Origin of the sequence: Kitasatospora sp. GP30, from assembly GCF_029892145.1 — a bacterium.
GTDB lineage: Bacteria > Actinomycetota > Actinomycetes > Streptomycetales > Streptomycetaceae > Kitasatospora > Kitasatospora acidiphila.
Window position 1 is genome coordinate 222,583 of record NZ_JARZAH010000005.1, and the last position, 19,967, is coordinate 242,549.

Here is a 19,967-nt window from a genome sequence, read left to right on the forward strand (position 1 = left end):
CGACGGCCGGGGTTGCGGGTAGTCACCCGGACGGGACGGCGGTGCGGCCGCTCGCCGGAACCGCGGTTGCGCGGGGCGGGTGATCGGCTTGGCTCGCCGGTGTGACGGACGGTTACCTTCCGGCCGGCACTGGTGAGACTGCCCTTGAGCCGTTCGCTCACGATCGGAAGAGGTGCCGGGCTTGATGATCACCGTGCTGCTGCTGACCGGACCGCCGCTACTCGCCCTGCTGCTCAGCCTCACCGACCCGGGCCGCCACCGCACCGGCGGCCGCCGCCGGGGACGGCACGCGGCCGCCCGGCGATGGGTCGGCGGCCGGCTGGCGGTCCGCGGCGGGCGTTGACCGGCGGTGGGCAAGGCCAGTGCTGTAGTCGGCGGTTGACGACGTCCGGATGCTCCGGGTCGCCGCCGGCAGCGGTGCGGCGGCCTGCGCAGCCTTCGCCGCCACCACCTGGTCCAGCCGCACCACCAGGTTCGGGTGGTCCAGGGGCTTGCCCGGCCACTGGCAGTCGTTGCTGGTCAGCAGCCGGCTGCGGAGGCCGTTCTGCTCGGTGACCGGGCCCGGCACGGTCCGCAGGTTCGGCTGCCAGCTGCGCCCCCAGAGCAGGTGCTCGAGGGAGAGTCGCCAGCACTCCAGGTCCACCTCCAGGGTGGCGCCCGGTCGGCCGGGGAGCACGCGGTCGCCGTAGTCGGTCCGGACCACCACCCGCTGGTCGAAGTCCGCGCTCTTGCTGACGACGGTGATCCGCCACGCGCCGTGAAAGCTGAGCACTGCCCGCCTCCTGCCGTCGTTGCGCGCCACCGACCGGATCGCGCTCCCGTCAAGGTCAACGGCTGCGGGTGGCCGGTCGGCTCAAACGGCGTGCAGTGGCGGCTCAGGCGTGCGGCATCGCCAGCAACGGCGTGACGCACAGGCTGCGTTCGGCTGCCGAGCCGGCCACTTCGAGGCGCTGGCGCCGCAGGCTGTAGTGGTAGGCCTCGCGCTCGTGCGGGGTGGCGAAGTGCCGTTGGTGGCGCGGGGTGGTGTCGGGGCTGGAGACCGTGAGGCGGTGCGCCGTGAGGCAGTCGACGAGTTCCTCGGTGCACTGCCCGTAGAGCGGCCAGCCGAGCACGGCCGGGGGCGTGGTCTGCAGTGCCAGCACCCGGGCCAGGGTGGCGACGCCGCCGGTGGCCAGCACCAGGTCCGCGTCCGCCAGCGCCGCCCGGTCGGCCTCGGTCGGCTCGCCGTGCTCCAGGTCGGTGCTGACCACCGCGTCGAGCAGGCCGGTGGCCAGGCCGTAGCCGGTGGCGGCGGTCGAGATGTCGACGCCGACCACGGTCAGCTCCTGATCCACGGGCCGGGCGGCGAAGTGGGCGCGGTCCCGGGCCACCGCGCCCTCCGGACCGGCCGGGCGCCGGTAGAGGCGCGCGAAGCCCGCGAAGTCCACGCCGTGCTTCAGCAGTGCGCTGTTGACCCCGTAGCCGCAGGCCAGGTCGACCACCTTCAGCCGGCTGCGGCCGCGGCGGTGGCGCAGCTCGGCCACCGTGGCGGTGAGCAGGTCGCGGCTGAAGTCGGGGGTCCGGTAGCGCAGCGGTGCGAGGCTGCCGAAGTAGTCGTGGGGGAGGGGGTACTGGCAGAGATTGGTGTGCGTGGCGTGGGCGTGCTTGGCGAACGGGCTCAAGGCGGCCTCCTGGATCGGTCGCCCGGCGGGTGGAGCACGGGCGGGGCCCTGACGGAATGTCAATCTTGGCATGCTCAGGGCGGCCCCTTGAGCTGCCGCTCCGATACGCCGTCCGTGTTCTCCACCCGCCGGTCGCGCTACTCGTACCGCAGGCCGCCCCGCCGGTCACCGCTACTCGTAGCGCAGGCCGCCCCGCCGGTCACCGCTACTCGCACCGCCGGCCGCCCCGTTGGTCCGCCGCTACTCGTGCCGCAGGCCGCCCCCGTTGGTCCGCCGCCACAGCGCCGGCAGGCTCAGCAGCGTGGTCGCGAGGACCGCGGCGGCCCCGACCCCGGTGAGCACCAGGACGTCCTGCCAGGCGACGACCGGCCGCAGCCGTTCCAAGTAGAGCAGTGAGGCGGCCAGGCCGATCCCCGAGACCGCCGCCAGCGCCAGCCCGACCAGCACCGGGACGCCGCTCTGCCACAGCAGCGAGCAGGCCAGCGTGCGCCGCCGGGTGCCGAAGGCGGTGAGCACGGCCAACGTCCGCCGCTGCTCGCGCAGTTGTTCCAGCAGCCCGACCAGCATGCCCGCGCCGATCAGCGCCAGGATCGCCGCGGTACCGGCGGTCAGTGCCCGACGGATGCTCAGGAAGCCCTGGTCCGGCTGCGGGTCGGCCGGCCGGTACAGCGCGGCCTGCCGGTCCAGCCGGGCCACCGCGGTGCGAGCCAGTTCGTCCGCGTCGGGCTGACCGGGCACGGTGTGCAGCGCCAGGATGGCGCGCTGCGGCTGAAGCAGGGCGGCCGGCACGGCACCCGGCGTGGCCAGCAGGCCGGTCCTGATCGGTGGACCGGGGGGCAGGTCGGGGACGGTCAGCGTGGTGACCGCGGCCCGGGCGGCCGGCGGCTGCCACGGAGTCGCCGCGCCCGCCACGGTGAGCGGGTCGATCGTCGCGGGCCCGGCCGCACTGCGGGCGGTGAAGACGTCGCCGTCGGCGCAGTCGGTGATCGGGGCGAACCGGCGCAGCGTCGGGCAGTCGGCCACCCAGACGGTCATCGCGCGGTCGCCGCTCGTCCCGTAGAACTCGGTGTAGCCGACCACGTCCGCCACCCCGGCGCTACCGCGCACCTGGCCGGCGTACTCCGTGGCGCGCGCGCCACTGCCGGGGGTGAAGTGCGCGGTGATCAGGGCCTGGTCGGTGTACCTGGCGTCCACGGTGCTGCGGGCGGTCGCCATCGCTCCCAGCAGGGACTGCAGGGCGATCGCCCCGGCGACGGTGACCACGATCCCGGTCACCGGGCGGGTCGCGGTCTCCGGGCTGAACCGCACCCGGGCCAGCGCCAGTTGCCAGGCGGGCGGTCCGTCGACCCGGCGCAGCGCCCGTCCGGCCCAGTCGAGCAGCGGCGGCAGCAGCAGCGTGGTGCCGACCAGGAGCAGCAGCAGCCCGGTCACCACGATCGCGATCCCCTGCGTGCCGAACCCGACGGCCAGTTGGTCCCGCTCGCCGACCAGCAGAGCGACCCCCGCCGCCGGCAGCGCGATCCGCCACCAGACGCGGCGCGGCCTGGTCCGGGCGCCGCGCACCACACCCAGCGGCTCGGCGGCGATCCGACGCATGGTCAGCAGCGTCACCAGCACCGCCAGCAGCGGCACGGCGAGCAGCGCGACCGCCGCGAGCACCGGCTGCGGATAGAAGTCACTGCGGAACACGCTCAGACCGGCCACGGTGAAACGTTCGATCAATTGACGGGCCGTCAGATAGCAGCCGGCGCCGACCAGCAGGCCGAGCAGCGACCCGAGCAGTGACTCGCCGGCCGCGATCCGCGCGGTCGTCGCCCGGTCCGCGCCGGCCAGCCGCAGCGCGGCCAGCCGCCGGTCGCGGGCCTCGCCGCCGAACCGGACGGCGGCGGCGAGGAACACCGCCACCGGGCAGAGCAGGATCACCACCCCCGCCACGGTGAGCAGCACCAGCAGTGGATCGGTCGGCTTCGGCGGCAGCTGGTCGGCGAAGTGGTCCAGCCGCACCACGCCCTGGGCGCTGTCGGCGAGCTGGTCGCTGCCGAGGAAGAAGGCGTAGTCGCCGGGGCCGACCAGTCCGGCCGGTCCGACCGTCCCGGTGATCGGCTCGGGCAGCCGGTCGCGCAGCAGCCTGCCGGACGGGGAGCGCAGCAGCTCGGCCAGGGCGGGGGAGACCGCCATGGTGCCGGGCGCCGGATAGCTCGTCAGTCCGGGCGGCACCGGGGCGGCCGGGCCTTCGGGGTGCACCGCCCGGCCGAGCACCTGGCGGCCGTGGAAGCTGGTGCTGATGTCGGCCATCAGCAGGCTGTGGTCCGACCGGTCGGCGTGCGGGGCGGAGATCAGCGCGCCGGACTGGGCGCGCAGCCGGTCGTCCCGGTGGGCGCGCACGGCCGGCATCGAGGCGGCCAGCAGCAGTGCGGTGACGCCCAGCCCGACACCGACAGCGGTGAGCAGGGTGCGCAGCCGGCAGTCCCGGCCGCCGACCAGCGCCATCCGCACACCGAGCAGCAGCTGGGTGGGCCAGGACGCCGAACGCGCAGTGTTCGTCACAGCAGCCGTCCCCGGTCCTCGGTGCGGCCGTCGTGGACCACGACCTCGCGGTCGGCGTAGGCCGCCACCCGCATGTCGTGGGTGACCAGGACGACGGCCGCGCCGCTGTCCCGGGCCGCCGCGCTGAGCAGCGCCATCACCCGCTCGCCGTGCAGCGAGTCCAGCGCGCCGGTGGGCTCGTCGGCGAAGACCACCGAGGGGCCGGTGACCAAGGCGCGGGCGATCGCGGCCCGCTGGCCCTGGCCGCCGGACAGCTCGCCGGGCCGCTTGCCGGCGAGGTCGGCAATGTCGAGGCGCTGCAGCCAGTCGCGGGCCTGCTGCTCGGCGGGCCGGCGGCGCTGCCCGTTCAGCCGCAGCGGCAGCGCGGTGTTCTCCAGCAGGGTGAGCTCCGGCACCAGCTGGCCGAACTGGAAGACGAAGCCGAACTCGGTGCGGCGCAGCGCGCTGCGGGCCGCGTCCGACATGGCCCACAGGTCCGCGCCGCGATAGCCGACGGTGCCCGCGTCGGGTCGGGTCAGGCCGGCCAGGCAGTGCAGCAGGGTGGACTTGCCGGAGCCGGAGGCGCCCAGCAGGGCGATCAGCTCGCCGGGCAGCACGTCCAGACTCGCGCCCGCCAGGGCGGCGGTGGGACCGAAGCTCTTGTGCAGGTCCAGCCCGGCCAGCAGGGCGCCGTCCCGGGCGGCGGCGCCGGGGGCTGTGTTCAGGGCGGTGGTCGTCGTCATCTCAGCCACGCACCTTCCGGGTCAGTTCGTCGAGTCGGGCCGCGGTCAGTTCCAGCCAGCGCAGGTCGGCCTCCAGGTGGAACAGTGCGTGGTCGCAGAGCAGTTGGTCGGCGAGGTCGCCGGTGAGCTTGCGCTGGGTCAGCTCGCGCATCTGGCGCAGGTGCTCGGCGCGCTGGGTGCTCAGCAGCTCGCGGGCCGGGCGGCCGGTGAGCAGCGCCAGCACCACCTTGGTGTAGAGGGTGCTCTGCAGGTAGGAGCTGGGCTGCTCCGGCTCGGCCAGCCAGCGGGCGACGTCGGTGATCCCGGCCTCGGTGATCACATAGCGCTTGCGTTCCGGCCCGTCGCCCGGCTCGGTGCCGTCGACCTCGACCAGGCCGTTCTTCAGCAGGCGGGAGAGGGTCGCGTAGACCTGGCCGTAGGGCAGGGCGCGGGTGTGGCCGAACTGCTCGTCATAGGCGCGCTTGAGGTCGTAGCCGTGCCGCGGCTGGGACTCCAGGAGGCCCAGGATGGTGTGTCCGAGTGACATGCCGCCGACTATACACGCGATGTATATCCACGAGTGTATACACCCCGGTGCTACTGACGCTCCGACAGCTGCGAAGGATCCCCGGCTACTTCTGACAGTCCGGCCGTCCGGGCCGGGGCGCGGTCAGGGAAGCACCCCAGCTGACAGACTCTCAGTACACGTTCTTCGGGCGCCGTACGGATGCCGTCGCGGTACCCACTGGCGTTTCGAAGTGCGCGCGCCACCCGGGCACGGCAGGCTGGCAGAGGCCCATCCTCGCGGCACCGGCCGGCCCGGCCCACCGCCCAACCGCGGCACGAGACGAACGACTGGAGCCCTCTGCATGAGCGTGCGGACACCTGCCGACATCGGCGTCATCGGACTCGCCGTCATGGGTCGCAACCTGGCCCGCAACTTCGCCCGGCACGGCCACCGGGTGGCCCTCTACAACCGGACGCCGACCCGGACCCGCGCCCTGGTCGAGGAGTTCGGCCAGGAGGGCGACTTCGTCCCGGCCGAGACCCCGCAGGACCTGGTCGCCAGCCTCGCCCGCCCCCGACGGATCGTCATCATGGTCAAGGCCGGCGCCCCCACCGACGCGGTGATCGACGAGTTCGTGCCGCTGCTGGAACCCGGCGACATCGTGGTCGACGGCGGCAACGCCCACTTCCAGGACACCCGGCGGCGCGAGGCCGCCCTGCGCGAGCGCGGCCTGCACTTCGTCGGCACCGGCATCTCCGGCGGCGAGGAGGGCGCGCTCAACGGCCCGAGCATCATGCCCGGCGGCACCGCCGAGGCCTACCAGAGCCTCGGCCCGCTGCTCGAGTCGATCGCCGCCCAGGTCGACGGCCGCCCCTGCTGCACCCACGTCGGCCCCGACGGCGCCGGGCACTTCGTCAAGATGGTGCACAACGGCATCGAGTACGCCGACATGCAGCTGATCGCCGAGGCCTACGACCTGCTGCGGCACGGCGCCGGCCGCCAGCCCGCCGAGATCGCCAAGATCTTCCAGGGCTGGAACGCCGGCCGGCTGGAGTCCTACCTCATCGAGATCACCGCCGAGGTGCTCAACCACACCGACGCCGAGACCGGCCGGCCGTTCGTCGACATCGTCCAGGACCGGGCCGAGCAGAAGGGCACCGGACGCTGGACCGTGCAGACCGCACTCGACCTCGGCGTGCCGGTCAACGGCATCGCCGAAGCCGTCTTCGCCCGCTCCCTCTCCGGGAGCGTCGCACTGCGCGAGGCGGCCCGCGACCTGCCCGGCCCCACCGAGACCTGGCTGGACAGCGCCGCCTCCGACCGGTTCGCCGAGGACGTCGAACAGGCCCTCTACGCCTCCAAGATCGTCGCCTATGCGCAGGGCTTCCACGAGATCCAGGCCGGCAGCGCCGAATACGGCTGGAACGTCAACCTCGGTGACATGGCCGCCATCTGGCGCGGCGGCTGCATCATCCGGGCCCGCTTCCTCAACCGGATCACCGCCGCCTACCAGGCCGATCCCCAGCTGCCCACGCTGCTCGCCGACGAGTACTTCACCAAGGCGCTCGGCGAGGCCCAGTCCGCCTGGCGACGAGTCGTCACCACCGCGGCCCAGCTCGGCATCCCCACCCCCGGCTTCGCCACCGCCCTCGCCTACTACGACTCGCTGCGCGCCACCCGCCTGCCGGCCGCCCTGATCCAGGCCCAGCGCGACTTCTTCGGCGCCCACACCTACCAGCGCGTCGACCGCGAAGGCACCTTCCACACCCTCTGGGCCGGCGACCGCAGCGAGCAGCGGCAGTGACCGACGCCAGACCCCAGACGGTCAGCACCCCGCTCACCAGCGCCGCGCGGTTCCTGGTGCTGACCGTCCGGCCCGGCGGCGAGGGCGCGGTCCGCGAGCTGCTCCCCGAGCTCGCCGGGCTGCGCCGCGCCGTCGGGTTCCGGGTGCCCGACGGCCGGCTCAGCTGCGTCACCGGGATCGGCTCCGCACTCTGGGACCGGCTCTTCGGCGGACCGCGCCCAGCCGAACTGCACCCCTTCCCCGAACTGCACGGCCCCCGGCACACCGCCCCCGCCACCCCCGGCGACCTGCTGCTCCACCTGCGCGCCGAACGCGCCGACGTCTGCTTCGAACTGGCCGGGCAGATCATGGCCCGCCTGGGCGACGCCGTACGGGTGGCCGACGAGACCGCCGGCTTCCAGTACTTCGACCGGCGCGACCTGCTCGGATTCGTCGACGGCACCGAGAACCCGGAGGACGCGGAAGCCGACGCCGCCGCCCTGATCGGCGCCGAGGACCCGGCGTTCGCGGGCGGCAGCTATGTCATCGTCCAGAAGTACCTGCACGATCTGACGGCCTGGCAGCAACTCGGCACCGACGACCAGGAACGGGCCATCGGCCGCACCAAGCTCGCCGACATCGAGCTGCCCGACGAGCTCAAGCCCGCCGACTCGCATGTCGCGTTGACCAGCCTGGACCCGGCGCCGGACGGCACCGAACGGCAGATCCTGCGCGCCAACATGCCGTTCGGCAGCTTCGCGGACGGGGAGTTCGGCACCTACTTCATCGGCTACTGCCGCACTCCGGCCGTCACCGAGGAGATGCTGCGCAACATGTTCCTCGGCCGCGGCACGGCCGGCCACGACCGCATCCTGGACTTCTCCACCGCGGTCACCGGCAGCCTGTTCTTCGTGCCGCCCGCCGACCTGCTGGACGACCCGCCGCCCGCCGGCGGCGCTTCGGACGGCACGGCGCCGACCGCCGTCGTGCCCGGCGCAGCCGCTGCTGCCACCGCCGAGCCGGCCACCGCACCACCCAGCTCCCGCGCCGACGGATCCCTCGGCATCGGCAGCCTCAGAAGGAGCCCGCACCGATGAACAACCTGCACCGCGAACTGGCCCCGATCTCCAGCGAAGCCTGGGCCGAGATCGAGGAGGAGGCCCGCCGCACCTTCACCCTGCACCTGGCGGGCCGCCGGGTGGTCGACCTGTCCGGACCCGACGGCCCGGAGCTGGCCGCCGTCGGCTCCGGCCACCAGCGGCCGATCGACCCGCTGGTGCCCGGCACCGAGGCCAGGGCCCGTGAATCCCGCCCGGTGGTCGAGCTGCGGGTGCCGTTCACCCTCTCCCGCCAGGAGATCGACAACGTCGAACGCGGCAGCAAGGACTCCGACTGGCAGCCCGTCAAGGACGCCGCCCGCAGCATCGCCCAGGCCGAGGACACCGCCGTCTTCGAGGGCTGGCCGGCCGCCGGCATCACCGGCGTGCGCAGCGGTGCCCAGAGCGGCCCGATCACCCTGCCGCACGACGTCGCCGACTACCCCGACGCGGTCAGCCGGGCGCTCACCACGCTGCGCCTGGCCGGTGTCGACGGGCCGTACTCGCTGCTGCTCGGCGCCGACGCCTACACCGCCGTCAACGAGACCTCCAACCACGGCTACCCGGTGCGCCAGCACCTGGCCCGGGTGGTGACCGGCGAGATCATCTGGGCTCCGGCGCTGGCCGGCGCGGTGGTGCTCTCCACCCGCGGTGGGGACTTCGAGCTCCACCTCGGCCAGGACCTGTCGATCGGCTACCTCTCGCACGACACCCGCGAGGTGCGGCTCTACCTCCAGGAGTCGCTGACTTTCTCGCTCTACTCGCCGGAGGCGGCGGTCGCGCTGACGGCCGCCGGGGCGGTCGAGCTCTGACCGCTTCCGGGGCGGTGGAGCTCTGAAGGGCAGGCCGTCGTCAGGCCGCGGGCGTCCGTAGGCGGTTGAGCGCCAGCTCCAGGGTGGGCGCCAGCTGGGAGTGCAGCGGGGCCGGCAGGGTGTCCGGGGTGAACCAGTCGAGCCGGTCGAACTTGTGCGGCTCGCCGATCGCCGTCTGCGCCGGGTCCACCAGCACCGCGCAGACCACGGCCACCCAGTGCGAGTCGACCGGCTCGCCGCGCAGCACATTGCGCACGCCCAGCACCTCGATCGCCAGCGCGTCGGCGCGGTACTCCTCCCACACCTCGCGGGCCACCGCCGCCTCGAAGCTCTCGCCGAACTCCAGCGCCCCCGCGCCGCAGTCCCAGCGGCCCGGCTCGTCCCGCGCCGCCGCACCCCGGCGGGCCAGCAGCACGCGCCCCGCGCCGTCATGGCACACGAAGACGCAGGAGACCGACGGAGTCAGCTGACGGGCCATCAGAAGTGCTCTCCCAGCTCGGCGAAGGCGTCGAGGTGCAGGACCCCGGTGTCCGCCGGGTCCAGCTCGGCGTGGTCCAGCACCCAGGTGTGCGGGTTGGGGATGAACACGGCGTTCAGCCCGGCGCCGCGAGCCGGCAGGATGTCCGACTTCGGCGAGTTGCCGATCATCCAGGTCTGCCCGGGGAGCAGTCCGTGCTGGTCGATCAGCTGCCGGTAGGTCGCGAGGTTCTTCTCGGCGACGATGTGCACGGACTCGAAGTGGCCGGCCAGTCCGGAGGCGTCCACCTTGGCCTGCTGCTCGGCGGTGTCGCCCTTGGTGAGCAGCATCAGGTGGTGCCGATCGGCCAGGGCGGCGAGGGTGTCGGCCACGCCCGGGATCAGCTCCACCTCGGCGCTGGTGACCGAGGCGGCCAGCTCCGCCAGCCGGGCCGCCTCCCGCGGGACCAGCGACCGCTGGTGCAGCAGCTCGAAGCACTCGCCCATGCTGCGCTGGAAGACCTTGGAGCCGTAGCCCAGCGTCCTGGCGTTGGCCGCCTCGATCCGGTTCAGCTCGGCTTGAGCGGCCTCCCGGCTCGCCGCGGGCGGGACCACCAGGTCCAGGAACAGCTCGGTCGCCCGCTCGAAGCGGACGTTGTTCTCCCACAGCGTGTCGTCCGCGTCGAAGACCAGGACCTGCTTGTCATGTCGCATCCGGTCACCCTATGTGGTGGCCTCGGGCAGCGTCATGTCGTTTTGGTGGAAGCCGGTCCTCGGACGCCGATCTGATGGCACGTCAGGTCAGGCGGGCGCGCAGCGCGGCGATCCGCTCGGCTGCGGCGGTGAACTCGGGGCGGTTCAGGTGCCCGGTGGTGAGGGCATCGGAGAGCGCGGCCGTGGCATCGGCCCCCTGGTTCGCGTCCTGGGCCGAGCAGAGCAGTAGATCCATGCCGGCACCCGCGGCGGCGACGGCCCGGGCGCCGACGTCGCCGAAGCCCGACAGTGCGCCGGCCTCCAGCGCGTCGGTCACCGTCACCCCGGTGAAGCCCAGCCGACCGCGCAGCTCGCCCTGGACCACCGCCGGGGAAAGGCCGGCCGGATGCGCCGGGTCCAGCGCCGGATAGACCGCCCAGGACACCATCACCAAGTCCACCCCGGCCTCGATCGCCGCCGGATAGGGTGCCTCGTCCACCTGGTTGAGTCGGCTCGGCGAGACCGGCAGGGTGACCGGCAGGTTGTCCGTGTTGGCGTCGCCCGCGGCGGTGCCCAGCCCCGGGAAGTGCTTGGCGGTGGCGGCCACTTGGTGCTGCTGCTGCGCCGTGATGAACGCCTGGCCGAGCCTGGCCACGGCCGCCGGGTCCGGCCCGTAGGAGCGTTGGGTCCGGTCGGTGAAGTCGCCGTGCTGGTGCGAGACGTCCAGCACCGGGGCGAGGTTCACGTTCAGCCCGTAGGAGGTGAGGTTGGCGGCGGCCCCGGCGCCGGCGTCCGCCGCGGCCGTGACCGGATCGGGCTGCGCGCCCACCGCCTTCTGGGACAGCTCCGGTGCGCCGGGCAACCTCCGTACCAGGCCGCCTTCTTGGTCGGTCATCAGCAGCAGCGGCAGATGGACCGGGCTCTCCTGCTGGGCCTGCCGCAGCTGGGCCACCGCCTGGCGGAACCGGTCGGGGTCCGCGGTGTTGCCGTGGAAGAAGATCACACCGGCGGCCCGCCCGGCGCGGATCGCGGTGAGCAGCGGCTCCGGCGGGGTCAGGCCCTGGTAGGAGTAGATCACCCGCTGGCCGGCCAGCTGATCGGGCGTCAGCTGGGTGGCGGGGGCTGCCGAAGCCGCGTTGGCGGTCAACCTCGACGGAGGGGAGGCGCTGGCCCCGCTGTCGTCGGGGTGCGGTGCGGCGGAGCTGCAGGAGGTGGCCAGCAGCAGACCGAGGCAGCCGATCAGCCGGCGGGCGGTGGACGGCATGGGGCTGCTCCTTCGATGGCGGCGCCGCGACGCTGACCGGGGGGATCTGCTACACGATGTGATGGATTGCCCTCTTATCGTAGCGCTGCGCGCTGCCGTGCACAGGCTGCTGCCCGGTGACCGAGGGTGTCGGTCGCCGGGCAGCGAGGGGTGAGGGTGTCACCCCACGGGGGAGCCGGTGCGCGGCAGGGGTACTGCGTGCAGGCACTGGTGCTGGTGGCCGTCGTCGGCGTCCAGGCGGCTCGCCACGCAATCAGCGTTGATCGAGACCTGGAATTCACCGGTCTCGTCCGTGTAGACGGAGTTACCGTCGACGGATCTGGGTGTCCAGTGCACCACGACCACGGTCGCGGGCCGGTGCCCGCAGACTGGGCCGGGGAGGGAGACGGCATAGCGCTGGACAGGATCCACGATCCGACCTCCTCGGGGGCTGGGGCCCGGAGCTCGGCCGGGCCGATCTCCTTGCGTGTGCCCGGTTCGCGTTCGCTCAATCATCCGATGGCAAGATCAACTCTTGAAGTTGCCGATCTTGGAGTACCGCCGTGCGGCTTGCCGTGTGGCGGACAGTGCCCTACGCAGGGAAGGCATAGACGGCACTCGCATGCGCGGCCGGGTCGGTGGCGTCGCCGGCGGTGAGATCCACCTCGATGAACGCGAGCTGCCGCCCTAGTTTGGTCACCCGTGCCGTGATCATCACATCGGCCCCCGCCATCGGCCGCTGGAAGCTGGTCGACTGCTGCACGGTGGTCATCGGCCCGAACCCGCCGCGCGCCGAGGTGATTGCCACGGCGCAGGCCGTGTCGGCGGCCGCCATCAGCGCCTGCCCGCAGATCCCGCCGCCCTCCCGGGCCAGCCGGTCCGACCAGGGCATCCGCAGGACCGCGTGCCGCTCGCCGGTCTCGGTGACGGTCAGGCCCAATTCCAGCACCCACGGGGCGAAGTTCTCGGCGAGGATCTTCTCGGCCGCGACGACAGTGATCGGCATGCTCGCCATTGTGCCGCCGGGCCGGGCCGCAAGCCAGAGCGCGACGCGGGGTCGGCCTGGCCGGCAAGGGAACTGACGCGGATTCGGCTGACCTTCGAACCCCAACGGTTCTAGACTGCGGCCTCGATGACATTACCGGTCGGTAGGGATGGGGTTCGCATGGCTCGTACCGCGGAGCAGCGGGTGCACGCATTCGGCGACGACGCGTTGGGTGACCACGACGCGGTGGCGCTGGCCCGGCTGGTGCGAAACGGCGAGGTCAGCCCCGGCGAACTGGCCGAAGCCGCCGCTCAGCGCGCCCGAAAGGTGGAGGACGCGCTGGCCCCGGTCGCGTTCGCGTCCTACCGGACACCGCGAGTCGGGCGGCACAGCCCCGACGCGCTGCTGCACGGCGTGCCCACGTTCCTCAAGGACAACGTCGACCTGCGCGGCATGCCCACCGGGCACGGCAGCGCGGCGTTCCACCCCCGCCCCGCGCGCTACACCTCGGGCTTCGCCGCCCAACTGCTCGCCACCGGCGTGACCGTGCTCGGCAAGACCCGGCTGCCCGAGTTCGGCCTCAACGCCTCCACCGAATTCGGCACCGCCGAGCCGGTGCGCAACCCCTGGCAGACCTCGCACTCGCCCGGCGCCTCCTCCGGCGGAGCGGCCGCGCTGGTCGCCGCCGGCGTCGTGCCGATCGCGCACGCCAACGACGGCGGCGGCTCGATCCGGATCCCGGCCGCCTGCTGCGGGCTGGTCGGCCTCAAGCCGACCCGCGGCCGGCTGGTGCTGAACGACCAGGGCCGGCGCCTGCCGATCGACCTGGTGACGGACGGTGTGCTGACCCGGTCGGTGCGCGACACCGCCGCCTTCTTCGCCGCCGCCGAGCAGCACCACCGCCCGGCCGCGCTGCCCCCGCTGGGCCTGGTCGAGGGGCCGGGCAGCCGGCGGCTGCGGGTGGGACTGGTGGTGGACTCGCCGGTGGCGGCCACCGACGCGCAGACCCGCCAGGCCGTCGAGCGCACCGCCGCCCGCCTGGCCGACCTCGGCCACCACGTCGAGCCCACCACCCTGCCCTTCGACCGGCAGTTCCAGCGCGACTTCACCCTCTACTGGGGCTTCATCGCCTTCCTGATCGCCGCCACCGGAAAGCTGCTGCTGGACCGCAGCTTCCAGCCCCGCCGGCTCGACGGCCTGACCCTGGGCCTGCGCCGCACCTTCCACCGCGAATTCCTGCGCACCCCTGGCGTGTTGCGCCGCCTGCGGGCCACCGAGCATGCCTATGCGTCGGTGTTCGATGGCTACGACGTGATCCTGTCGCCGGTGCTGGCCCACACCACCCCGCTGCTCGGGCACCTGAGCCCCAACGTGCCGTTCGAGGAGCTGATCGAGCGGCTGCAGCGGTACGTGGCGTTCACCCCCGTCAACAACGTCACCGGCGGGCCGGGGATTTCGCTGCCCGCGGGTCAGACGGCGGAGGGTCTGCCCATCGGGGTGCACCTGTCGGCGGCGCACGGGCAGGAGCGGGTGCTGCTGGAGCTGGGGTACGCGCTGGAGGGGGAGGCGGGGTGGCGGCGGATCCAGGGGTGAGGCCCCGGCCCCGGTCGGGACCGGGGCCGGGGGTCCTTGCGCGGCGTCAGCCGACGGTCAGGGGGAACGGCCCGGCCAGCACCGAGTAGCCGTCATTGGCCAGGTAGTACACGTCGTACTTGCCCGCGCCGTTCAGCTTGCCCGTGGCGAGGGTGACCGCGCCGCTCTGGTTCGGCGTGTAGGCCCAGGCGAGCGAGGACTGCGAGCCCGGGGTGACGCCCGCCGGGTAGATGCCGACCCAGTTCTTCGCGCTGACCTGCGAGGTGTCCGGCAGGGCGTAGCGCAGGGTGACGTTGCCGCCGTTCGCCACCGCGTTCAGGTCGCCGGTCAGCGTCGGTGCGGCCGCCGCGGACGGTGCGAAGGCGGCGTTGAGCGGCGTGGCGTAGGTGTCGTTGGCGGTCAGCCCAGGCAGGCCGAGGGCCGACTCGATGGTGCGGCCGATGCTGTAGTGGTCGTAGTGCAGCGGGCTGCTGGTGCCGGCCGGGACGGTGCCCTGCGAGCCGAGGACCACGGTGGCGACGTGGTTGTAGCCCTCGCTCTCGCTCTCGTCCCAGGTCAGGACGAGCAGCGAGCGCTGCTGGGTCCACGCGGGGGAGGACAGCACCGGGGCGAGGGTCTGCTTCAGCCAACCGTCCTGCGTCTGGAGGCTGGTGGAGCTGCCGTTGCCGGAGGCCTCGCCGTCGTAGTAGTCGTCAGCGGCGATCCAGGAGAAGTTGGGTGTGGTGGCTGCCGACCGCAGATCCGTGGTCAGCTGCGAGGTGTCGAACAGGTGGGCCGCGCAGCGGGCCGGATTGCCGCTGATGTCCGTGTAGTTGATGAACGGCGCGTCGTCGGGCATGTACTTGGCGTCGTACTGGGTGGTGGTGTTGCAGGGCGTGCCCATGCCCTGCTCGTACGCCTTCCAGCTCTTGCCGGCCGCCTCGATGGTGTCACCGAGGTTGCGCTGCGGGGAGTTGATGTTGGGCCAGTAGGTGGCGCCCTTGGTGTAGGTGTCGCCGCCGGCGATGGCCAGGTAGTTCTCGTCGCTCGGGTGGTAGACGCCGTGGGCGTCGGTGAGCGTGGCGCCCTGGGACATCAGGCTGTGGATGAACGGCGTGTCCGTCGGGTCGTTCATGATCTCGGAGTAGTCGGTGTTCTCCATCATGACCGTGAACACGTGGTCGTATCCCGGCACGCTCGACGCGGGCGGGGCCACCGGAGCCGGCGCGGCGACCGGGGTGTTGAGGGTGAGCGAGAGGTTGTCCAGGTAGCCGGTCTCGTTCGAGGTGGACAGGAACTGCACCTCGACCTGGATCGACCTCGTGCCGGCCGGGACGGAACCGGTGGTGCTGCGGGAGAGGAACTCGGTGCTCAGGCCCCGGTCGGTCGCGGAGACGGTCGGCAGCTTGGGGGTCGCACCGATCGGCTGGCCGTTGGTGTCCTTGAAGTGCAGGCTGACGGCGACGTAGCCACCGTAGACGGTCCAACCGCCCAGCCAGCCGGAGAGGTTGTAGCTCACCCCGCCGCCGTCGATCGCCGTGGCCGCCGAGGAGACGTCGACGGTCTGCGTCATCGCGCCGTCCCCGAAGTTGCCCGGGCCGAAGAAGGCCTTGCCGGGGGTGTGGCCGTCGTTCGGCAGGCCGAACGAACCGGCCGTGGAGCACATGGCGTTGATGCCGCCGGCCTCGACGGTCCAGCCGGGCACGGTGGTGGCCGCACTCCAGTCGTTGGTGCAGGAGCCGCCGGCCTCCGCGTCTCCGTTGACGATCAGGTTGCCGCTGCCGGCCGCCGCCTGGGCGGGGGTGGCGACGACCAGCGCGCCGAGGAGGGGCAGAGCGGTGAGCAGGCCGCCGAGGGAACTCGAGCGCAGTCGCATGGGGATACCTCGTCCCGTTGGTGGGGGTGATGGCTTGGCAGTGCGTCACTAACGGGACATAGATACCGGTCGGCGCCATCCGGCGGAAGAACGTCGGCCAAACATGATCAGACAACTTCAGGCCTGGTCCTTCCGCCGGCGGGTGGGTGCTACACCTCCAGGTGGGCGGTGATGATCCGGGCGATCTCGGCGATCGGGCCCGCGTTCATCAATCCGTGGTGGGTGGCGTCGATCTCGTGGTCGGCCACGCGGCCGGCGAGGTACCGCTGCCAGCTGGCGGAGCCGGGCGTGCCCTCGGGGCGCTCGCGGAGCGCGGTGAAGAACAGCGCGTCGCCGCGGTAGGGAGCGGGCTGGTACGCCCGCATCATCCCGACGTGGCGCTCCCAGGCCTCGCCCATCGCGAGCAGGTCGTCCGCTGAGAAGGCGGCGGCGGAGCTGTCCACCAGGGCCTGGACCACCTGGTCGCGGGTGAGCGGGGTGCCCTCGGGGGCCGGACGCTCGGCGTTGAACATCTGCAGGAAGACGGCCAGCGTCTCCTGCTCGTCCCGCTCGGTGCCGGAGACGGTGTAGTCGGCGTAGGCGTAGGAGTCCATGATGCCCAGCAGCGCCACCTCCTCGCCGAGCCCCTGGAGGTGCTCGGCCATGGCATAGACCACCAGGCCGCCGAAGGAGTGGCCCAGCAGGTGGTACGGACCGCTCGGCTGGACCGCGCGGATCAGCGCCACGTAGTCGGCGGCCATCTGCTCCACGGTCTCCGGCAGCCCCTCGCTCCGGGTCAGGCTCGCGGCCTGCAGGGCGTAGACCGGGCGGCCGGCCAGATGCGGCAGCAGCCGGCTGTAGCCGAGGCCGACGCCATACCCCGCGTGGACGCAGAACAGCGGCGGCAGTTCGCCGTCCCGGCGCAGCGGCATCAGTTCGGCGAACTTGTCGCTAAGCTCCGCACCGCCGCCGAGCCGTGCGGCCAACCCGGCAGCGGTGGGCGCCTCGAACAGGTCGCGCAGTGCCAACTCCACACCCAGCGAGGTCCGGACCCGGCCCACCAGGCGGGCGGCGAGCAGCGAGTGGCCGCCGAGGTCGAAGAAGTCGTCGTCGACGCCGACCTGGGGGAGGCCCAGGGTCTCGGCGAACAGGACGGCGATCACCTCCTCCTGCGGGGTGCGTGCCGCACGGGTCGAGACCGGGGTGGGGGTGGGGGCGGGGAGAGCATTCCGGTCGAGCTTGCCGTTGACGGTGAGGGGGAGGGCGTCGAGGACGACGATGGCGGAGGGGACCATGTACGCGGGCAGCATCGCGGCGAGGTCGGTGCGTAGCGCGGCCTGGTCGAGGTCGCCGGTGGGAACCAGGTAGGCGACCAGCTTCTCGCCCTGGACCAGCACGGCGGCCTGGGTGACATTCGGGTGGGTGGTCAGGATGTGCTCGATCTCGGGGAGTTCGATGCGGAAGCCGCGGAGTTTGATTTGGCGGTCGGCGCGGCCGGTGTATTCGAGTTCGCCGTTGTGGTTCCAGCGGGCGAGGTCGCCGGTGCGGTACATGCGGGTGCCGGCGGGGCCGTGGGGGTCGGCGGTGAAGCGTTCGGCGGTGAGGTCGGGGCGGTTGAGGTAGCCGCGGGCTTGGCCGGTGCCGGCGATGTAGAGCTCGCCGATGCTGCCGGTGGGGACGGGACGGAGGCCCGAATCCAGCACGTAGAGGCGTGTGTTGTCGAGTGGGCGGCCGATGGGGAGGGGGCCGGTGGGGTTCTCGGTGAGGGTGTGGGTGGCGGCGAAGGTGGTGGTTTCGGTGGGGCCGTAGCCGTTGACGATCACCGTGCCGGGGCAGGCTTCGAGCACGCGGGTGGTGGCGGTGGGGGAGACGATGTCGCCGCCGGTCCAGACTTCGCGGACGCCGGTGAAGGCGTCGGGGTGTTCGTCGGCGACGAGGCTGAAGAGGCCTGCGGTGAGCCAGAGTCCGGTGATCTGGTGCTGCTTGATGAGGTGGGCGAGTACGTCGGTGGTGAGGTCACCGGTGGGGGCCACCACGACCTGACGGCCGGTCAGCAGCGGGACCCAGAGTTCCATGGTGGAGGCGTCGAAGGAGTGGGGGGAGTGCAGGAGGACGCGTTCCATGGCGGTGCTGGTGAAGCGGTGGTCGGTGGCGAGGGTGGTGATGTCGGTGTGGGTGATGGCGACGCCCTTGGGGTGGCCGGTGGAGCCGGAGGTGTACATCACGTAGGCGAGTTGCTCGGGGTGGGCCTGGGCTGGGAAGTCGGCCCCGTCGACGTCCGTGTCCAGGTCGACGTGGTTGGTGAGGAGGACGGTGGCGGGAAGGTGCTCTGCTTCGGCCTGGAGTGCGGTGTCGGTGAGGAGGAGCTTGGTGCCGGTTTCGGTGAGGATCAGCTCGCGGTGGGCTTGCGGGTAGCGGGAGTCCAGTGGCACGTAGAAGCCGCCGGCCTTGACCACGGCGAGGAGGGCGACGACTAGGTCGGCGGAGCGTTCCATCAGCACCGCGACACCGGTCTCCGCGCCGACGCCGTGCGCCACGAGGGCGCGGGCCAGGCGGCCTGCCTGCTCGTCCAGCTCCCGGTAGGTGAGCGTGCTTTCGCCGGCTACGACGGCGACCGCGTCCGGGGTGCGGGCGGCCTGTGTGGCGAACAGCTCGGGCAGGGTGCCCTCGGGTACCACGGTCGCGGTGTCGTTCCACTCGATGAGGATCCGGGCGCGCTCAGCCTCGTCCAGCACCTCGACCTCCCCCACCCGCCGCCCCGGCTCGGCGACCAGCGCCCGCAGCACCCGCACGAAGCGCTCGCCGATCCGTGCGGCGGTCGCGGCGTCGAACAGGTCCAGGGCGTAGGTGAGACTGCCCCATATGCCGTCCGGCGTCTCGCCGAACGTGAAGTTGAGGTCGAACTTGGCAGGCGCCTGCCCACCGGCCAGCGGCGCGGCCGTCAGCCCCGGCAGCTCCAGCACCGGCTGGGCGTTGTTCTGCAGCGAGAGCATCACCTGGAAGAGCGGGTGCCTGGCCATCGAGCGGGCCGGGGCCAGATCCTCGACCAGGCGCTCGAACGGGACGTCCTGGTGCGCGAACGCCCCCAGGCCCGCCTGGCGCACCCGCCCGAGCAGCTGACGGAACGTCGGGTTGCCGGACAGGTCGGTGCGCAGCACCAGGGTGTTGACGAAGAAGCCGACCAGCTCCTCCAGCGCCTCGTCTATCCGTCCGGCGACGGCGGTGCCGATCGGGATGTCGGTCCCGGCGCCCAGGCGCGAGAGCAGCACGGCCACGGCGGCCTGCAGCACCATGAACACCGTGCCGTTCTCCGCTCGGGCCAGCTCCGCCACACCGCGGTGCAGCTCGGCCGGCACGGTGAACTCGACGGTGCCGCCGCGGTGGCTGGCGACGGCCGGGCGCGGCTGCGTGGCGGGCAGCGCCAGCTCTTCCGGCAGCTCGGCCAACGCCTGGCGCCAGTAGGCCAGTTGCTGGGAGAGGACGCTCTGCGGGTCGCTCTCCTCGCCGAGCAGTTCGCGCTGCCAGAGCGCGTAGTCGGCGTACTGGCCCGGCAGTTCCTCCCAGTCGGGGGCCGCACCGGCCAGCCGGGCCGCGTAGGCGGTCGACACGTCCCGGGCGAGCGGGCCCATCGACCAGCCGTCGCCCGCGATGTGGTGCACCACCAGGAGCAGCACGTGCTCGGTCGGCGCGAGGGCGTACAGCCAGGCGCGCAGCGGGAGTTCGCCGGCCAGGTCGAAGGTGTGCCGCGAGGTCTCGGCCACGGCCGCGTGCAGGGCGGCCTCGTCGAGCCCGTCCGCCGGGACCACGGTCAGCAGTGAGCCGACCGTGTCAGCCTCGCGGATCTCCTGCCAGGGCTGCCCGTCGACGGCGGGGAACACGGTGCGCAGCACCTCGTGCCGCCCGACCACGTCCCGCAGCGCGGCGTCCAGTGCCGTGATGTCCAACTCGCCCGTCAGGCGCAGGCAGAGCGGAATGTTGTAGGTGGCGTTCGGACCGTCCAGCTCGCCCAGGAACCACAGCCGCTGCTGCGCGAAAGAAACCGGAAACATCAGAA

The 19,967-nt window shown here is 72.7% G+C and carries 16 protein-coding genes; 4 read left to right on the forward strand and 12 right to left on the reverse strand.

Annotation, left to right across the window (positions count from 1 at the left end):
* Positions 1-217 precede the first annotated feature (217 nt).
* From P3T35_RS10955 to P3T35_RS10975, 5 genes are all read right to left on the reverse strand, one after another.
* The gene (locus P3T35_RS10955) at positions 218-772 is read right to left on the reverse strand and encodes a hypothetical protein (RefSeq protein WP_101384522.1); all 555 of its coding nucleotides are present in this window, start codon (positions 770-772) and stop codon (positions 218-220) included.
* Positions 773-875: 103 nt separating this feature from the next.
* Positions 876-1,661, reverse strand: a complete 786-nt coding sequence (locus tag P3T35_RS10960) for a hypothetical protein (protein ID WP_101384523.1) — start codon at positions 1,659-1,661, stop codon at positions 876-878.
* 240 nt (positions 1,662-1,901) lie between these two features.
* Positions 1,902-4,208, reverse strand: coding sequence for an ABC transporter permease (locus P3T35_RS10965; protein WP_101384524.1), 2,307 nt, complete (start codon positions 4,206-4,208; stop codon positions 1,902-1,904).
* Positions 4,205-4,930, reverse strand: coding sequence for an ABC transporter ATP-binding protein (locus P3T35_RS10970; RefSeq protein WP_101384525.1), 726 nt, complete (start codon positions 4,928-4,930; stop codon positions 4,205-4,207). The genes P3T35_RS10965 and P3T35_RS10970 overlap by 4 nt, the downstream gene beginning before the upstream one ends.
* Position 4,931: 1 nt before the next feature.
* Entirely contained in the window at positions 4,932-5,456 is a 525-nt protein-coding gene (locus P3T35_RS10975) for a PadR family transcriptional regulator (RefSeq protein ID WP_101384526.1), read from the reverse strand.
* 328 nt (positions 5,457-5,784) lie between these two features.
* Here P3T35_RS10975 and gndA point away from each other — a divergent pair, with 328 nt between their 5' ends.
* From gndA to P3T35_RS10990, 3 genes are read left to right on the forward strand one after another with little or no spacing between them, the layout of a single operon-like run.
* Entirely contained in the window at positions 5,785-7,221 is a 1,437-nt protein-coding gene (gndA, locus tag P3T35_RS10980) for an NADP-dependent phosphogluconate dehydrogenase (RefSeq protein WP_218976843.1), read from the forward strand.
* The gene (locus P3T35_RS10985) at positions 7,218-8,297 is read left to right on the forward strand and encodes a Dyp-type peroxidase (RefSeq protein WP_101384528.1); all 1,080 of its coding nucleotides are present in this window, start codon (positions 7,218-7,220) and stop codon (positions 8,295-8,297) included. Before gndA ends, P3T35_RS10985 begins: the two co-directional genes overlap by 4 nt.
* Positions 8,294-9,109 carry a family 1 encapsulin nanocompartment shell protein gene (locus tag P3T35_RS10990; RefSeq protein WP_101384529.1) on the forward strand — a complete coding sequence of 272 codons (816 nt, stop codon included), beginning with the start codon at positions 8,294-8,296 and terminating at the stop codon, positions 9,107-9,109. Before P3T35_RS10985 ends, P3T35_RS10990 begins: the two co-directional genes overlap by 4 nt.
* Positions 9,110-9,149: 40 nt before the next feature.
* Here P3T35_RS10990 and P3T35_RS10995 read toward each other — a convergent pair whose 3' ends face one another.
* The 5 genes from P3T35_RS10995 to P3T35_RS11015 form a co-directional block, all read right to left on the reverse strand.
* Positions 9,150-9,587 carry an NUDIX domain-containing protein gene (locus tag P3T35_RS10995; RefSeq protein WP_101384530.1) on the reverse strand — a complete coding sequence of 146 codons (438 nt, stop codon included), beginning with the start codon at positions 9,585-9,587 and terminating at the stop codon, positions 9,150-9,152.
* The gene (locus P3T35_RS11000) at positions 9,587-10,279 is read right to left on the reverse strand and encodes an HAD family hydrolase (protein ID WP_101384531.1); all 693 of its coding nucleotides are present in this window, start codon (positions 10,277-10,279) and stop codon (positions 9,587-9,589) included. Before P3T35_RS11000 ends, P3T35_RS10995 begins: the two co-directional genes overlap by 1 nt.
* A gap of 82 nt (positions 10,280-10,361) precedes the next feature.
* Complete coding sequence (locus P3T35_RS11005) at positions 10,362-11,522, reverse strand: glycoside hydrolase family 3 N-terminal domain-containing protein (protein WP_101384532.1); 1,161 nt, start codon at positions 11,520-11,522, stop codon at positions 10,362-10,364.
* A gap of 159 nt (positions 11,523-11,681) precedes the next feature.
* Entirely contained in the window at positions 11,682-11,933 is a 252-nt protein-coding gene (locus tag P3T35_RS11010; protein WP_101384533.1) for a DUF6296 family protein, read from the reverse strand.
* 160 nt (positions 11,934-12,093) lie between these two features.
* Positions 12,094-12,507, reverse strand: a complete 414-nt coding sequence (locus tag P3T35_RS11015; protein ID WP_101384534.1) for a PaaI family thioesterase — start codon at positions 12,505-12,507, stop codon at positions 12,094-12,096.
* Between the two features lie 159 nt (positions 12,508-12,666).
* On the opposite strand from P3T35_RS11015, the gene P3T35_RS11020 reads away from it, so the two are divergent.
* Entirely contained in the window at positions 12,667-14,079 is a 1,413-nt protein-coding gene (locus tag P3T35_RS11020) for an amidase (protein ID WP_101384535.1), read from the forward strand.
* A 46-nt stretch (positions 14,080-14,125) separates the two neighbouring features.
* Here P3T35_RS11020 and P3T35_RS11025 read toward each other — a convergent pair whose 3' ends face one another.
* Positions 14,126-15,934, reverse strand: a complete 1,809-nt coding sequence (locus P3T35_RS11025; protein WP_101384536.1) for an alkaline phosphatase family protein — start codon at positions 15,932-15,934, stop codon at positions 14,126-14,128.
* Between the two features lie 149 nt (positions 15,935-16,083).
* The gene (locus P3T35_RS11030) at positions 16,084-19,962 is read right to left on the reverse strand and encodes a non-ribosomal peptide synthetase (protein ID WP_101384537.1); all 3,879 of its coding nucleotides are present in this window, start codon (positions 19,960-19,962) and stop codon (positions 16,084-16,086) included.
* Positions 19,963-19,967 lie beyond the last annotated feature (5 nt).

What these genes read in the sequence shown, in the direction of transcription:
- P3T35_RS11030 (WP_101384537.1), bottom strand. Translation starts at nt 19,962, where the DNA reads ATGTTTCCGGTTTCTTTCGCGCAGCAGCGGCTGTGGTTCCTGGGCGAG.
- P3T35_RS11005 (WP_101384532.1), bottom strand. Translation starts at nt 11,522, where the DNA reads ATGCCGTCCACCGCCCGCCGGCTGATCGGCTGCCTCGGTCTGCTGCTG.
- P3T35_RS11015 (WP_101384534.1), bottom strand. Translation starts at nt 12,507, where the DNA reads ATGCCGATCACTGTCGTCGCGGCCGAGAAGATCCTCGCCGAGAACTTC.
- P3T35_RS10995 (WP_101384530.1), bottom strand. Translation starts at nt 9,587, where the DNA reads ATGGCCCGTCAGCTGACTCCGTCGGTCTCCTGCGTCTTCGTGTGCCAT.
- P3T35_RS11000 (WP_101384531.1), bottom strand. Translation starts at nt 10,279, where the DNA reads ATGCGACATGACAAGCAGGTCCTGGTCTTCGACGCGGACGACACGCTG.
- P3T35_RS10975 (WP_101384526.1), bottom strand. Translation starts at nt 5,456, where the DNA reads ATGTCACTCGGACACACCATCCTGGGCCTCCTGGAGTCCCAGCCGCGG.
- P3T35_RS11025 (WP_101384536.1), bottom strand. Translation starts at nt 15,934, where the DNA reads ATGCGACTGCGCTCGAGTTCCCTCGGCGGCCTGCTCACCGCTCTGCCC.
- P3T35_RS10970 (WP_101384525.1), bottom strand. Translation starts at nt 4,930, where the DNA reads ATGACGACGACCACCGCCCTGAACACAGCCCCCGGCGCCGCCGCCCGG.
- P3T35_RS11020 (WP_101384535.1), top strand. Translation starts at nt 12,667, where the DNA reads ATGGCTCGTACCGCGGAGCAGCGGGTGCACGCATTCGGCGACGACGCG.
- P3T35_RS10990 (WP_101384529.1), top strand. Translation starts at nt 8,294, where the DNA reads ATGAACAACCTGCACCGCGAACTGGCCCCGATCTCCAGCGAAGCCTGG.